Origin of the sequence: Streptomyces sedi, from assembly GCF_006335015.1 — a bacterium.
GTDB classification, from domain to species: Bacteria; Actinomycetota; Actinomycetes; order Streptomycetales; family Streptomycetaceae; genus Streptomyces; species Streptomyces sedi.
The window spans coordinates 204,972-220,168 of sequence record NZ_VDGT01000005.1 but is presented as its reverse complement, the minus strand read 5'-3'; the positions used below and the strand labels follow the sequence as shown (position 1 = coordinate 220,168).

Below are 15,197 nucleotides of genomic sequence, written 5' to 3'. Positions count from 1 at the left end.
CCGCCCAAGGGACACGGGAGGACAGCATGAGCGAAGGACTCGAATATCTGCCGGAGTCGCTGCGGGCCGGCGGGCAGGGCAGCTACACGGCCTCGGACGAGGCGGACGGCGCGCACGCCTATCTGCGCACCGTCTCCGCGGACGCCGGCTCGTTCGGCGGCGCCGACACCTTCGTCAACGCCGTCAACGGCACCCGCGACACCCAGGCGCGCGGCGTCAACCGGGCCGCCGAGGGCCGGGACGACATCGGCGCCTCCGGCTACCAGTCGGCGGCCATCGGCGAGGACGTCGACGCCGCCAGCAACTCCGCCGTGACCGCCGCCGGTGACGCGGGGGCCACGGGCGTCACGGGCGTCCTGGGGCAGCGGATCGCCGACGGCATCTGAACGCCCCGGATGCCGGGGCGCCCGCCGCCGGGCCGGGGAGCCACCGCGGGCGTGGGTGAGCGCCACGGTGGTCCCGCGCGCGCCGAAGCGCCCGCACCACACCCGCACCACCCTTCGAACGACAATCCGAGCAGCGAGGAAGAGTCATGCCAGGCGTTGACTTCACCAGGGAGGACGTGGCCGAGGAGGCCGGCGTCGACCCCTGGGAGACCGCTGACGACTTCGCCGAGGAGATCGACGTCGAGGAGATGGCCGAGGCGTCCCGCGGTTTCGCGGCAGCCGCGGGCGAGGCCGGCGGCGCCAGCGAGGTCGCCGCCCGCGCCTCCGAGTTGTCCCAGGACTCCGCCACCACGGACGGGATCGGGCACCACAACGCCGACGAGCACATCACCATCACCGACCGCGACCTCCAGGGCGGTGGCCAGGACATCGAGAGCGTCGCCGACATCATCAACTCGGCGACCAAGCTGGCCAGTGACACCGAGGAGGAGGTGAGCATCCTCCGCTCGGACGCCCAGGAGGCTTTCCACGAACACCTCACCGACGCCAGGACCACCTACCAGAACAAGTACGCCGAGCTGGAGGAGAGCGTCGCCTCCGCGCTGCTCATCGAGACCCCCTCGGTGACCGTGGCCGGCTCCGTCTACCTCGCCGAGGGCAGCCACTTCACCCAGTGGTCCTTCCCGCAGGCCGCGCTCACCAGGATCCGCGACCACTACCTCGGCAAGGCCGCCGGCGACATCACCACCCTGCACGGTGACATGGAGACCGAGATCGACGACTACCGGTCCTGGATGGTCAGCAGGGCGGGGGAGTTGACCGAGCTGGGCTACGACGTCGGCGCCGGGCCGCACTCGATGTGGCACACCGAGGAGATGGCCGAGTACTCCGCGGAGGCGATCAAGGACGAGATGGCCAAGCCGGAGGACGAGCGCGACCTCGACCTGCTGGCCCAGCACACCGCCGGCCTGGCCGCCATCGGGGCCGGCGTCTACGACCCGGACGACCCGACCTCCCCCCGCCGCGACCTCACCCCCGAGGAACGGGCGTATCTGGAGGAGTTCTACGACACGGTCGACGAGGACACGCTCGCCGAGCTGGGCAACATGTCGCCGGGCGAGCCGGGTGGCCAGGACGCCGGCGCCGGCTACCAGCACGCGCTCGACACCCGATGGGACCGCATCCACGACATCCAGGCCACCGTCGGCAACGGCATCAACATGCTGATGAACCCGGAGATCGGCGGCATCGACATCAACGCCCACCCCTCCATCCAGGGGCCGGCACCCATCCCCGAGTCCATCCAGGCGTTCGTCTACGACGCCGACTCGGACCTGCGGAACGCGGAGAGCCTGGACGACGCGCGTGGGGTGATGAACAACTTCAACGGCTTCGGCAACCTCATGGACCAGGCCACCGTCCCGCCGGGGAACGACTTCGCCCACCACCTGACCACCGCGGCCCTGGACGTCCAGGAGGCCGTGGAGGAGGTCAACACCGACGCGTACAACGACGCCGTCGCCGAGGAGGCCCAGCACGAGTCGCTGGACTTCGACGTGCCGAACTACCTGGAGAACACCGGCAGCAGCGGCCTGTTGAGCAACGTCGCGCAGAACACCGACGCCTCGTTCGAGATCCTCAGCAACGACGGCGTCCGCGAGGAGCTGCTGAACGCCAGGTGGGCGGACAGCGACGGCGCGGGCGACCTGGTGCGCAGCGCCGTCCTGCCGAACGGCGGCGAGCACGACAGCGAGCGCCGTGCGCTGGCCGACGACGTCATCCAGCACTTCACCGCCGAGCCCTCGCGGCTCATCGAGGACTGGGAGGAGGACGGGATCATGGAGCCGCACTACCCCTGGGACACCTCCGGGCTCCAGGGCGCGGTCTCGGACGCGACCCTCTCCCGCCTGGACGCCATCGTCGGGCTGGAGGGAGCCGAGGGCGCCTGGGACGAGGACCAGCGCTTCCCCGTCTTCAGCCTGATGGCGGCGACCGACGACAACGTCTACGAGCACTTCAAGACCGGCGTCTTCGAGACCCAGCGCAACCTGGCCTACGAGTACTACACCGACGATCTCTCCCAGGAGGGCGACCGGCGGACCGTCGCGCAGTCGATCGGCAACCTGACCGGGCTGATGGAGTTCGGCGAGCGGGACGTCATCAACTGGTACGAGGGCCGTGAGGACGCACAGGCAGCGCAGCGGCAGAAGCACCTCCAGACCAGCATCGGGGCGGCGTTCAACGTGGCCGGCATGGTGCCGGGCGGGGTCGGCACGGTGGCCAGCGCCGCCTCGACCGGCTACGGGATGATCGAGCCGACGCTCTTCCCGGACTACAAGCCGCAGGAGCCGGCCGCGCAGGCCGCCTACTCGCACGAGGCGGACCGTGTCAACGAGCTGCTGGAGGCGCACGCCATCACCGGCGGCGCCATCGACGCGCACAACCAGCGGCACCCGGACGGCCAGCTGGACCTCATCCCGGCGGAGGAGGTCCTGGCCGGGGACAACGGCGCCGGCTCGCCGACCATCCCGCTCAACGACGCGGGCAACGGCGTCACCTACCGCGACGGCGACCCCGACGACATCGACGACCTGATCACCGGGGCGCGCGGCGCCGCGACGGCCGACTCCCTGGACTACAGCCCGGACTCGGAACACTCCTCCGCCACCCGGTTCGGCAACTGACCACGCGGCGCCCCGGCCCGATCCAGGAAAGGAACTCCCGTTGACCACGCCCACCCCCACCACCACCGTCCTCCGGCGCCCCGCGCGGGCCGCCCGGCCGGCCGTGCCGGGGCAGGAGCTGGTGCTCAAGGCGCCGCCCGAGCTGCCGAAGCCGGAGGAGAACAACGTCTGGATGACGGCGCTGCCCGCGCTCAGCGGGCTGGGCTCCGTGCTCTACATGCTGACCATGGGGCGGGGGCCGATCGGCTACATCGTCGGCACCATGTTCCTGGTCTCCTGCCTGGCCATGGTCGTCGGCTCGGTGCTGCGGCAGCGCGGCTCGGCCAAGAGCCAGGCCCGCGAGGACCGCCGCCAGTACCTGCGGTACCTGGAACGCACCAGGGCCGAGGTGCGGCGCACCGCCGAGGCGCAGCGCGCCGCGCTGCTGTGGGACTCCCCGCCGCCCGGCACGCTGTGGACGGTCGCCGAGAGCCGCAGGCTGTGGGAACGGCGGGCGACCGACGAGGACTTCGGGGTGGTGCGGGTCGGCACCGGGCCGCGTTACCTGGCCACCGCGCTGGTGCCGGGGGACTCGGCGCCGGTCGAGGACCTGGACCCGCTCTGCTCCGTGGCGCTGAAGCGTTTCGTCGACGCCCACGCCGTGGTGCCGGGGCTGCCCGTGCAGGTGGCGCTGCGCCGGTTCGCCGCGCTGTCGCTGCACGCCGGCGACGCGCCGGAGCGCGCCGGGGCGCTGGCGCGCGCGGTGGTGGCGCACGCCGTCACCCTCCACTCGCCGCGCGAGCTGCGGCTGGTGGTCTGCGCGGGGAACGTGGAGGCGCCGGAGTGGGCGTGGGTGAAGTGGCTGCCGCACGCCCACCACCCGGACGAGCTCGACCACGTCGGGCCGTTGCGGATGGTCAACCCGAGCCTGGCGGTGCTGGAGGAGTGGCTGGGCGCCGAGCTGACCCGGCGCACCCGCTTCCAGCGCGAGGCCGAGCCGGACCCCGAACTCCCGCACCTGCTGGTGGTGGTGGCCGGTGGGCTGGTCACCGGCGGGGAGGCGCTGCTGGACCCGCACGGGATGATGGGCGTCACCGTGCTGGACCTGTCGGGCCGCGCGGGGCCGCTCACCGAGGCGCACGGCGTGGCGCTGGCGATCGAGCGGGACGGCGCGCTGGTCGTCGACGCGGGCGAGAGCCGCGACCCCCTCGGCACGGCCGACGGGCTCTCGGCCGCGGAGGCCGAGGCGCTGGCGATGCGGATCGCCAGGTTCCGGGTGGACGCCGCCGCCTCCGCCGCCGACGCCGAGGACCTGACCACCGCCGTCAACACGCTGCCCGCGCTGCTGGGCATCGCCGACCCCGGCCAGCTGGACCTGGACACCCTCTGGCGTCCGCGTCCGATGCGCGACCGGCTCCAGGTGCCGGTCGGCGTCTCGGCCGACGGCGGGCTGCTGGAGCTGGACATCAAGGAGTCGGCGCAGAACGGCATGGGCCCGCACGGGCTGCTGGTCGGCGCCACCGGCTCCGGCAAGTCGGAGCTGCTGCGCACCCTGGTCCTCGGCATGGCCGCCACCCACTCCTCCGAGCAACTCAACCTGGTGCTCGTCGACTTCAAGGGCGGCGCCACGTTCGCCGGGATGGCGGAGCTGCCGCATGTCGCGGCGGTGATCACCAACCTGGAGGACGACCTCACGCTGGTCGACCGGATGCGGGAGGCGCTCTCCGGCGAGATGAACCGCCGCCAGGAGGTGCTGAGGGACGCCGGCAACCTGGTCTCCGTACGCGACTACGAGCGCGCCAGGCAGCGCGGCGCCTCCCTGCCGCCGCTGCCCAGCCTCTTCATCGTCGTCGACGAGTTCTCCGAACTCCTCGCCCAGAAACCCGACTTCGCCGACCTCTTCGTGCAGATCGGCCGGCTGGGGCGCTCGTTGGGGCTGCATCTGCTGCTCGCCTCCCAACGCCTCGACGAGGGCCGGCTGCGCGGCCTGGAGGCGCACCTGTCGTACCGGGTGGGGCTGCGCACGTTCTCCGAGGCGGAGAGCCGCACCGCGATCGGCGTGCCCGACGCCAACCATCTGCCGTCCGCGCCGGGGCACGGCTATCTCAGGACGGACACCGCGACCCTGAAGCGGTTTCGCGCGGCCTATGTCTCGGGCCCCTACCGCACCGAGGACGGGGCGGGCACGGGCTCGCTCGGCGGCGCCGCCACCGTCCGACCGTTCCCGGCCGGGCTGGTGCCCGTGCCAGCGGAGCAACGGGCGCCGGAGCCCGAACCGGAGCCGGAGGCAGACGAGTTCGGCGACGGCGAGGAGCTGGGCAGCACCGTGCTGGGCGTCATGGTCGAGCAGCTGACCGGCCAGGGCCCGCAGGCGCACCAGGTGTGGCTGGAGCCGCTGGCCAGGCCCGAGCCGCTTGACCTGCTGCACGGCGGTCTCGCCGAGCGGCCGGGGCGCGGGCTCGGCGCCGACCCGGCGGCCTCACCGCCGCTGACCGCGCGGATCGGCGTGCTCGACCTGCCGTTCCACCAGCGGCGCGACCCCCTCACGCTGGACCTCTCGGGCGCCGGAGGCCACGCGGCCGTGGTCGGCGGGCCGCACAGCGGCAAGTCGACGGCGGTGCGCGCCCTGATCGCCTCGCTGGCGCTGCGGCACACCCCGGAGGAGGTGCAGTTCTACTGCCTGGACTTCTCCGGCACCCTCTTCGCGCTCGCCGGGCTGCCCCATGTCGGTGGGGTGGCCGGCCGGTTGGACGCCGAGGTGGTCAACCGCACCGTGGCGGAGGTGCTGGAGGTGATGGAGACCCGCGAGGCCCGCTTCCGCGAGCTGGGCGTGGAGTCCATGGCCGCCTACCGCGAGGCGCGCGCCGCCGGGCGGATCGCCGACGACCACGGCGACGTCTTCCTCGTCGTCGACGGCTGGGGGGTGCTGCGGCAGAGCTACCCGGAGCTGGAGGCCACCCTGATGGCGCTCGCCGGCCGGATGCTCACCTACGGCGTGCACCTGGTCGTCACCGGCAACCGCTGGCTGGACATGCGGATGGCGCTGCGCGACCTGCTGGGCACCAAGGTCGAGTTGAAGCTCGGCGACGCGCTGGACTCGGAGATGGACCGGAAGGCCCAGCGCACCATCCCCGAGGGCCGCCCGGGACGCGGCATCACCCGCGAGAAGGAACACTTCCTGATCGCCGTGCCCCGGATCGACTCGACCCGTTCCGACACCGGGCTCCCCGACGGCGTCGCCGACCTGGTGCGGCGCGTCGACGCCGCCTGGGAGGGCCGCCGGGCCCGGCCGGTGCGGCTGCTGCCCACCACGTTCCCCGTCGGCGAGGTCGCGGGGGCCGGCCGGGGCGTCACGGTCGCGGTCGAGGGCAACCGGCTGGAGCAGGTCGTCTTCTCGCCCGGCGAGGAGGCGGGGCTCATCGTCGTCGGCGACAGCGAGACCGGCAAGACCTCGCTGCTGCGCGCCGTCGGCCGCCAGGTGCTCGCCCACCACCCGCCGGAGCGGGCCAAGCTGATCGTGCTCGACCACCGGATGACCATGCTCAGGGAGTTCGACGGGCCCTCGCTGCTCGGCTACTCCACGACGCACGAACGGTCCATGGAGGTCGTCGGCGGCCTCGCCGAGGGGCTGCGCAAGCGGCTGCCGGGCACCGACGTCACGCCCGAGCAACTGCGGGACCGCTCCTGGTGGTCGGGCCCCGAGATCTATCTGCTGGTCGACGACTACGACCTGGTCGCCACCAGCCGGGGCAACCCGCTCAAGGCGCTGCTCGACTTCCTTCCGCAGGCCAGGGGCATCGGGCTGCACCTCTACGTCACCCGCCAGGCCGGCGGCGCCTCCCGCGGCGTCACCGAGCCGGTCCTCGGCCGCCTCAAGGAACTCAACACGCCGGCCGCCCTGTTGAGCGTGCCCAAGGACGAGATGCCCATCTGGGGCGTCAAGCCGGCCCGCCGCGCCAAGGGCCGCGCGCTGCTGCTGCACCGCAGGCTCGGCAACGTGCCCGTCCAACTGGTCCGCGCCGACTCGCCGTTGCACACGGCCGACGGCAACACCACCTCCACCGCCGACTCCTCACCCGGGACCCGCCGATGAGCGCCGCCACAGCCCACCCCACGCCCGCACCGCCGTCCCCGGCCGGCGTGCCGTCGGCCGAGTTCGTCCGGATCGGACTCGCCGGCCCGGCCGGGCGCGCCGACCTGGCCGTGCCGGCCGGCGTGCCGGTCGCCCGGCTGCTGCCCACCCTGCTGCACCACGCCGGCGCCGACCCCGGCCCCGACGGCGGTGTGCGGCACGGCGGTTGGGCGCTGCGCCGGGCCGACGGCACCCGGCTGGAGGCCGCCGCGAGCCTCGCCGCGCAGGGCGTCGTCGAGGGCGACCTGCTCTTCCTCGGCCACGGCTCGGACGAGGCCGCCGCGCCGCTCTACGACGACGTCGTGGAGGTCGTCGGCGAGGACCGCGCCGAGGGCGGCTGGCCGCCGGCGGCCAGCCGCCGGGTCAGCGCCGCGCTGGCCGGCGCCGCGACCCTGGCGGCCACCGGCGCGCTCGCCGTGGCGCCCGGCCGGCTGCCCGGCTGGCTCGGCCTGGCCACGGCGCTGCTCGCGCTGACCGTCGGGGTGCTGCTGGCCCGCGCCTTCGGCGACGTCGCCGCCGGCACCTGCGCCGCCGCGCTCGCCGCGCCGCCCGCGCTGCTCGGCGCGGTGCGGCTGCTGGGCACCGAGGCCGGCACGGTCGACGGCTTCACCGCCTCCCATCTCCTGCTGGCCTGCGCCGTGTTGGCCGTACTGGGCGCGCTCGGCCCGCTGCTGGTCGGCGGCGGCGACGGGACGTTCACCGCGCTGGTCGTCGCCGGGCCGCTGGCCGCGCCCGGCGCGCTGCTGTGCGCGGTCTGGGACGTGCCGCCGGCCAGGGCGGCGGCGGTGGTCGCCCCGCTGGCGCTGGCGCTGACCACCCTGTGGCCCACGCTGGCGCTGCGGGTCGGCCGGATGCCGGCGCCCGACACGGCCGCCACCAGCGAGGAGCTGGCCGCGTTGCCCAGCCAACTCGCCCACGCCCAGCTGCGCGCCCGCGTCGCGAGGGCGCGCCGGCTGCTGCTCGGAATGCTGACGGGCGGTCAACTCGTCGCGCTCGGCGGCACGCTGGTGCTCTTCGCCGACGGCACGCTGTGGGCCGTCACCCTGGCCGCGGTGCTGGTCGCGTTGACCCTGCTGCGCGCCCGCCTCTTCCGCGAGCCCGCGCAGACCGCGCTCCCGCTGCTGGGCGCGCTGCTCGCGGCGGCCGGCGGGGCCGCGTTCCTGCTGACCGACCTGGTCGGCCGCACGCTCGGGCCGCTCGGCGTCGCGCTGCCGCTGGCGCTGCTGACCGCGCTGGTCGCCGCCGCCACCGGGCTGCTCGCCGGCCGGGGCCGGGGCAACCCCCGCGCCTCACGCGCGCTCGACCTGCTGGAGACGACGGCGCTGCTGTCCGTCGTCCCGCTGGCGCTGGCCGTCTGGGACGTCTACGCCGCGCTGCTCGACCTGAGGGCGTGAACCATGGCCGCCCGCCCGCTCGTTCGCCGGCTGACGGTGGCGCCGCTGCTCGCCGTCGGCGTCACGCTGCTCGCCCCGCCGCCCGGCACCCTGCCCCGGGCCCTCGCCCAGGACTGCTCCCAGCGGGCCACGGGTGAGGAGCTGCCCGACAACGCCGGCGCCCACCCGCTGATCGGCCAGCTCGGCCTGCGCCAGTCCTGGGACCTCGCCGACGGCACCGGGGTCACCGTCGGCGTGCTGGACTCCGGCGTCGACGGCGAACACCCGGACCTGGCGGGCGCGGTGGCGCGCGGCGCCGAGTTCACCGTGGTGCCGGAGGAACGCGAGTTCGCCCGCACCACCCCGCGCGTCCAGGACGACTGCCCCGGGCACGGCACCGCCGTCGCCGGCGTGATCGCCGCCGGGCGCGGCCAGGGCGACCGGATGACCGGCGTCGCGCCCGGCGCCTCCGTCTACCCCGTCCGCATCGCCGACGGCGTGGACCGCGCCACCCCCGCCACCCTCGCGGCGGCCGTCGACGACGCCGTCGCGGCGGAGGTGGACGTGCTCAACCTCTCCTTCGCCTACCCCGTGGACGTCGAGCCGCTGCGCGACGCCGTGGCCCGCGCGGTCGGGGCCGGCGTGCTGGTGGTCGCTGCCGCGGGCAACGAGGGCACCGAGGCGGACGAGGAGACCCCGATGTACCCGGCCGCCTACGAAGGGGTGCTGACCGTGGGCGCCGTCGGCGAGGACGGCCAGCCGCTGGAGTCGTCCAACGCCGGCGAGTGGGTCGACCTGGCGGGCTACGGGCAGGAGTTGGCGGTGCTGGCGCCCGGCGGCGGCTACCGCGTGGAGGCCGGCACCAGCTTCGCCACCGCCCAGGTGTCGGGCGCCGCCGCGCTGGTGCTCTCCCGCTTCCCCGACCTGACCGCCGCCGAGGTCGCCGAACGGCTCACCGCTTCCGCCACCCCCGTCGGCGGCGGCCCCGGCGCCCGCACGGGGGCCGGGATCGTCGACCCGTTCGCCGCGCTGACCCACCTCGAAGGCGAGGCCGCCGAGGGCTCCGACGAGGCCGCCGCCCGCCCCGGGCACATCCAGGTCCGCCCGATCCCCGACGACCCGCCGCTGCTCGGCGCGACCGCGGCGACCGCGCTGGCCTGGACGGGCGGGCTGCTACTGGCCGTCGTCCTCGGCCTGCTGGGCGCGCCGGCGGTGCGCCGCGCCGCGCGCCGGGGCTGGCGCGCCGGGCCCACGCCGGCCGAGCGCGCCGCCACCGCGCCCGCGCCCCCGGCGCCGAAGCCGCCGCGCCTGGAGTGGCTGCGCGGCACGCCCCCCACCAACGACCGTCCCCAGACCAGGAACCGGACCCGCTGATGGCCACCACACGCGACCAGGCCGACGCCTACGCCTACGAGAACCGCCGCCGCACCACCACGCTGATCCGCGGCGCCGACGAGGCACGCCTCGACCCGCGCCGCCGGCTGAACCGCTCGCTCGGCGGCGGCGTCGCCTTCGGCGTGCTGATCATGGCCGGCTTCGGCATCGCCGGCTGGCTCGGCGGCGGCCGGGGCCCCGACCTGCCGGACAGCGGCGCGGTGGTCCTCGGCGACGGTGGCGACCGCTACGTCGTCGACGACGGCGTGGTGCATCCCGCGCTCAACCTGTCCTCCGCGCTGCTGGTCGGCGGCGGCGACCTCACCGAGGTGCGGCAGCGCACCCTGGACGAGGCGCCGCGCGGGCTGCCCGTCGGCATCCCCGGCGCGCCGGACGCGCTGCCGGACGCCGACGAACTCACCGACGACGACTGGACGTTGTGCGCCACCCCGGCCGAGACCGGCGGGCCCCCCACGCACACCGCGCTCTATGTCTCGGTGCCGGGAGTCGCCCCCGGGGACGAGACCGAGCGCGGGGCGACGGTGCTGGTCGAGGGCGAGGACGGCGAGCTGTGGCTGCTGGCCGAAGGCCGCCGCTTCGCGCTCGCCTCCGGCATCAGGGACCTGCTGGGGCTCCAGCAGGTGCGGGCCGTGCCGCTGCCGCGCCAGATCATCGCCACCGTGCCCGAGGGCCCGGCGATCGAGATCCCGGAGCCGGGCGCGGGCGCCGGCCAGCCGCCCACCGCCGAACTGCCTTTCGACGCCCTGGTCGGCGACCTGGCGCACACCGGGACCGACGGGCCCAGCCAGCAGTTCTACCTGGTCAGGCCCGAGGGGCTGGTCGCCGTCTCGCCGCTGCTGCACACCCTGCTCAGCGCGGAGGCCGGCACCGACCACCTCATCGGGCTGACCGAGGCGGCCCGCGCCCCACGCGCCGACGAGGCGGCGCCCGGCGACCGGGCCTGGCCCGACGCGCTGCCCCGCGCCGAGGAGCCGGGCCGCGACCGCCCGGTCTGCGTCTCCACTCCGCCGGGCGGCCAGCCGGGCGACGCGCCCTGGCAGGCCGTGGTGCACCTGCCCGACGCCCCGCCGGAGCCGGCCGGCCTGACGCCGGTGACCAGCGCGGACGGCGAACGGCTCGGCCTGCTGGACGCCATCTATCTGCCGCCCGGCTCGGGCGCCGTGGTGCGCTCCACCACCTCGGCCGGCAGCGGCGGCACGTTCACCCTGGTCACCGACAGCGGGACCGCCTACCCGTTCGCCACGCCCGACGCGGTGGAACGGCTCGGCTACCGCCCGGACGAGGCGCCGTCGGTGCCGCGCGCCTACGTCGGTCTGCTGCCGGCGGGCCCCGTGCTCGACCCGCAGGCCGCCGCCCGCGAACAGCGGGGCGTCGACGGGGCGCCGGACGAGCCGGCCGAGGAAGAGAACGCCGAGGACGAGCTGGCCGAGGAGGAAGGATGAACGCGGTGGGGAACGAACGTCAGCCCTGGCGGGGCCGGTTGGTCGCCGTCCAGGCAGGACTCGGCTGCGTCGCCACCGGCGTCGCCCTCGCGGGCCCCTGGGGGTACGCGCTGGCCGGCGGCGGCGGCGCGGTGCTCGCCGGCGCGCTGGCGCGGGTCGGCGGCGACTGGGCCGACCGGCGGCTGCTCGCCGCGCCGCGCCGCGGCGACCTCGCCGCCGTCCCCGAACCGCCGCCGCCGGCCGACCCGTTGGGCCTGGCGCACACCGTGCTGCCGGCGCTCGACGTCGTCGAGGTCGCCGACCGCAACGGCCCGCCGCTCGGCGTGCTCGCCGACGGGCGCGGCCACGCGGCGGCGCTGGCGCTGCCCTCGGGCGCGCTGCCCTCGCTGCCGGTCGGTCTCGCCGGCGCCTTTCTCGCCGAGGACCCGGCGCGGCCGGCGGCCGTGCAGTTGTGCGTCGAACGGTTCGCGCCCCCGCCGTGGGACGCCCGACACCGCTACCAGCCGACGCTCGCCTACCGCCAACTCCCCGTCGGCGGCGCCCCGATCGCGCTGCGTTCCGTGCTGCTGACGCGGTACGAGCCGCTGGCGGCGCCCGCCGCCGCGCGCCGGCGCGGCGGCGGGGAGGCCGGCGCGCGCGCCGCCGTGGCCGCCGCCACGGCGCGCCTGCGCGCCCGGCTGGCGGCCGGCGGGGTGGCGGCCACGCCGCTGGGCGCGGCCGAACTCGCCGGCCTGCTCCGCGAGTCCGGCGACCCCGACGGCCGGGGCCGGCCGCTGGCCGGCGTCTGGTCGGGCGAGGCCGCGACCCACGCCCTGGCCACCGCGGCCGTCCCCGACCAGGCGGCCTGGACCCGGCTGCTCAGCCTGCTGGGCGGCTGCGCCGCCGACCGCGCGCTGGCCTGCGCCACGCTCACCGCGGAACCCGACGGGCCCACGGCACGGGTGGCCGTCCGGCTGGTCAGCGCCCTCCCGCAGGTCGCCGCCGCCGAAAGGGAACGGCTCGTCACGGCCGGCGTGCTGGACGCCGCGCCCCCCGACCCCTACACCGGCCTGCTGGCCACCCTCCCGGTCGCCTGCCCCGCCGCCCCGCTCTCCGAGACCGTTCCGCCGGCCGCGTCCACCGCCCCCACCAGGAGCGCCACATGAACACCCCGCGCACCATCCCCGAGTGGGCGCCGCTGCCGGCGACCCGCTGGCGGCCGGCCGAGGCCGCCGCCTCCCTGGCGCTCGCCCTCACCCCCGTCGACGCCGGCGTGCACCTGGGCACCGGCACGGCGGGACAGCCCGTGACGCTGCCGGCGCCGACGCCGGAGGGCGGCTGCCTGGGCGTGCTCGGCGAGTCGCTCTTCGGGCGGCTCTTCGCGCTGCGGCTCCTCGCCGCCGGCGCCCGCGTCACCGCCGCCACCCGGGTGCCCGACCAGTGGCGCGGGGTGGCGCTGGCAGCCGGCGAACGGCTCACCGTCGGCGACGGCGTCGGCCGCTGGCCCCGGCACGCGCCGACCGCGCCCTCGGCGGGCGAGGGCCCCGCCGCCCTCGTCTGCGACCTGCGCCGCCCGCCGTCGGCCGCCCTCGCCGTCGGCCCCTGGCGCACCGTGCTGCACGTGACCCGCAACCCGCCGCGCCGCTCCGCCTTCTGGGCGGGGCTGCGGACCGTGGTGGTGCTGGACCGGCAGTTCGCCGAGGTGACCGAGCGGCTGCTGGGCGCGGGGGCCGGCACGTTCACCCGCGCGCTGGAACCGGGCCGGATCGCGGTTTTCCGCGACGACCGCGCCGAGAGCGTCGCGCTGGACCTGTCGGCCGGCGAGAACGCGCTGCTCACCCCGGGCCGGCGCCAGCGGGAACGGGGGCGGCCCGGCGGCGTGTGAGCGCGGCCGGGAGGCCAGAATGGGGGCATGGATCTTCGTGTCTTCACCGAACCGCAGCAGGGCGCCGACTACGAGACGCTGCTGGCCGTGGCGCGGGCCACCGAGCAGCTGGGCTTCGACGCTTTCTTCCGCTCCGACCACTACCTGCGGATGGGCGACGGCGACCCGGGCCCCGGACCGACCGACGCCTGGGTGACGCTCGCAGGGCTCGCGAGGGAGACCAGCCGCATCCGCCTCGGGACCCTGATGACCGCCGGCACCTTCCGGCTGCCGGGGGTGCTGGCCATCCAGGTCGCGCAGGTCGACGCCATGTCCGGCGGCCGGGTCGAACTGGGCCTGGGCGCCGGCTGGTTCGCCGAGGAGCACACCGCCTACGGCATCCCGTTCCCGAAGGAGAAGTTCCCGCGCCTTGAGGAACAGCTCGCCATCGTCACCGGCCTGTGGAACACGCCGGTCGGCGAGACCTTCTCCCACGACGGCGCCCACTACCAGCTGACCGACTCCCCCGCGCTGCCCAAGCCGGCGCAGGAACGCGTCCCGGTGCTGGTCGGCGGCATGGGCAAGGTGCGCACGCCGCGGCTGGCCGCCCGTTACGCCGACGAGTTCAACATCCCGTTCCAGCCGCCCGCGGAAAGCGCCGAGCAGTTCGACCGCGTCCGCGAGGCGGCGCGCGAGGCCGGACGCGACCCCGAGTCGCTCGTCTACTCCAACGCGCTGGTGGCCTGCGTCGGCCGCGACGAGGCGGAGGTGCGGCGCCGGGCCGAGGCCATCGGGCGCCAGCCCGACGAGCTGCGCGAGAACGGGCTGGCCGGCACGCCGGGCGAGGTGGTCGAGAAGATCGCCGCCTACCGCGAGGCGGGCTGCCAGCGGCTCTACTTCCAGATCCTGGACCTCGACGACCTGGACCACCTCGCGGTGATCGCCGAGGACGTCGCGCCGCAGCTGGACTGAGCCGACCGGGCTGACCCCGCACGGAACGGAGGACGAACGGTGCTTGACCTCGCGGCGGCGCTCGCGCCGGGGGCCCCGCCCCTGCTGCTCGACGGCGGGCTGTCCGACCAACTCGCCGCCCAGGGCGTGGACCTGGACGACGAGCTGTGGACGGCGCGGGTGCTGGTCGAGGCCCCGGAGCGGCTGGTCACCGCGCACTCCGCGTATCTGCGGGCCGGCGCCGACGTGCTGCTGACCGCCAGCTACCAGGCGTCCTTCGAGGGGTTCGCACGGCGGGGCGTGGGGCGGCGGGCGGCGGCCGGGCTGCTCGCCGACAGCGTGCGGCTGGCCCGCGAGGCCGCTGCTTCCACCCTGCGCCCGGCGCTGGTCGCCGCGTCGGTCGGGCCCTACGGCGCGGTGTTGGCGGACGGCAGCGAGTACCGGGGCGACTACGGCCTCACCGTCGCGGAGTTGGCCCGCTTCCACGGGCCGAGGGTCGAGGCGCTACTCGCCGGCGGCCCCGACCTGCTGGCCCTGGAGACCGTGCCCGACACCCGTGAGGCGGAGGCGATGCTGTCGGTGGTGCGCGGCGCCGGGGTCCCGGTCTGGCTCTCCTACACCGCCGAGGGCGGGCGCACCCGCGCAGGCCAACCGCTGGCCGAGGCCTTCGCGTTGGCGGCCGACGAGCCGTCGGTGGCGGCGGTCGGCGTCAACTGCTGCGGGCCCGGGGAGGTCGTCGACGCGGTGGCGTCGGCGACCTCCGTCACCGGCCGCCCGGCCGTCGCCTACCCCAACGGGGGCCGACACGGGCAGGCGCCCCCGCGCCCCGAGAACACCCGCGCATGGCGCGCCGCCGGCGCCCACCTCATCGGCGGCTGCTGCGGCGTGGACCCCACCCAGATCGCGGCGATGCGCTCGGCCCTCTCCACCTGACCCCGCCGAACCAACGACGGCGGTCGGGGTTGGGGGCGCGGTGCATGCGCGCCGGCCCGCGGCCGACACCGCCGCGAAA

At 76.1% G+C, this 15,197-nt stretch carries 10 protein-coding genes; all 10 read left to right on the top strand.

Annotated features, from left to right (window positions below):
* Positions 1-26 precede the first annotated feature (26 nt).
* The 10 genes from FH715_RS09340 (at position 27) to mmuM (ending at position 15,118) form a co-directional block, all read left to right on the top strand.
* Complete coding sequence (locus FH715_RS09340; protein ID WP_139642816.1) at positions 27-386, top strand: hypothetical protein; 360 nt, start codon at positions 27-29, stop codon at positions 384-386.
* A 146-nt stretch (positions 387-532) separates the two neighbouring features.
* Positions 533-3,070, top strand: coding sequence for a TPR repeat domain-containing protein (locus FH715_RS28155; RefSeq protein WP_170184680.1), 2,538 nt, complete (start codon positions 533-535; stop codon positions 3,068-3,070).
* Positions 3,071-3,110: 40 nt separating this feature from the next.
* Entirely contained in the window at positions 3,111-7,142 is a 4,032-nt protein-coding gene (gene eccCa, locus FH715_RS09330; protein WP_139642814.1) for a type VII secretion protein EccCa, read from the top strand.
* Entirely contained in the window at positions 7,139-8,575 is a 1,437-nt protein-coding gene (gene eccD / locus FH715_RS09325) for a type VII secretion integral membrane protein EccD (protein WP_139642811.1), read from the top strand. Before eccCa ends, eccD begins: the two co-directional genes overlap by 4 nt.
* A gap of 3 nt (positions 8,576-8,578) precedes the next feature.
* Positions 8,579-9,928, top strand: a complete 1,350-nt coding sequence (locus tag FH715_RS09320; RefSeq protein WP_139642807.1) for a S8 family peptidase — start codon at positions 8,579-8,581, stop codon at positions 9,926-9,928.
* Entirely contained in the window at positions 9,928-11,391 is a 1,464-nt protein-coding gene (eccB, locus tag FH715_RS09315) for a type VII secretion protein EccB (protein ID WP_139642804.1), read from the top strand. Before FH715_RS09320 ends, eccB begins: the two co-directional genes overlap by 1 nt.
* On the top strand, positions 11,388-12,536 hold the full coding sequence (locus tag FH715_RS29295) for a type VII secretion protein EccE (protein WP_139642801.1): 1,149 nt from the start codon (positions 11,388-11,390) through the stop codon (positions 12,534-12,536). Before eccB ends, FH715_RS29295 begins: the two co-directional genes overlap by 4 nt.
* Positions 12,533-13,255, top strand: a complete 723-nt coding sequence (locus FH715_RS09305) for a hypothetical protein (protein ID WP_139642798.1) — start codon at positions 12,533-12,535, stop codon at positions 13,253-13,255. Before FH715_RS29295 ends, FH715_RS09305 begins: the two co-directional genes overlap by 4 nt.
* 27 nt (positions 13,256-13,282) lie before the next feature.
* A complete protein-coding gene (locus tag FH715_RS09300) occupies positions 13,283-14,206 on the top strand; it encodes an LLM class F420-dependent oxidoreductase (RefSeq protein ID WP_139642795.1) in 924 nt (307 codons plus the stop codon).
* Between the two features lie 39 nt (positions 14,207-14,245).
* The gene (gene mmuM, locus FH715_RS09295) at positions 14,246-15,118 is read left to right on the top strand and encodes a homocysteine S-methyltransferase (protein ID WP_139642792.1); all 873 of its coding nucleotides are present in this window, start codon (positions 14,246-14,248) and stop codon (positions 15,116-15,118) included.
* The last annotated feature ends 79 nt before the right edge of the window (positions 15,119-15,197 follow it).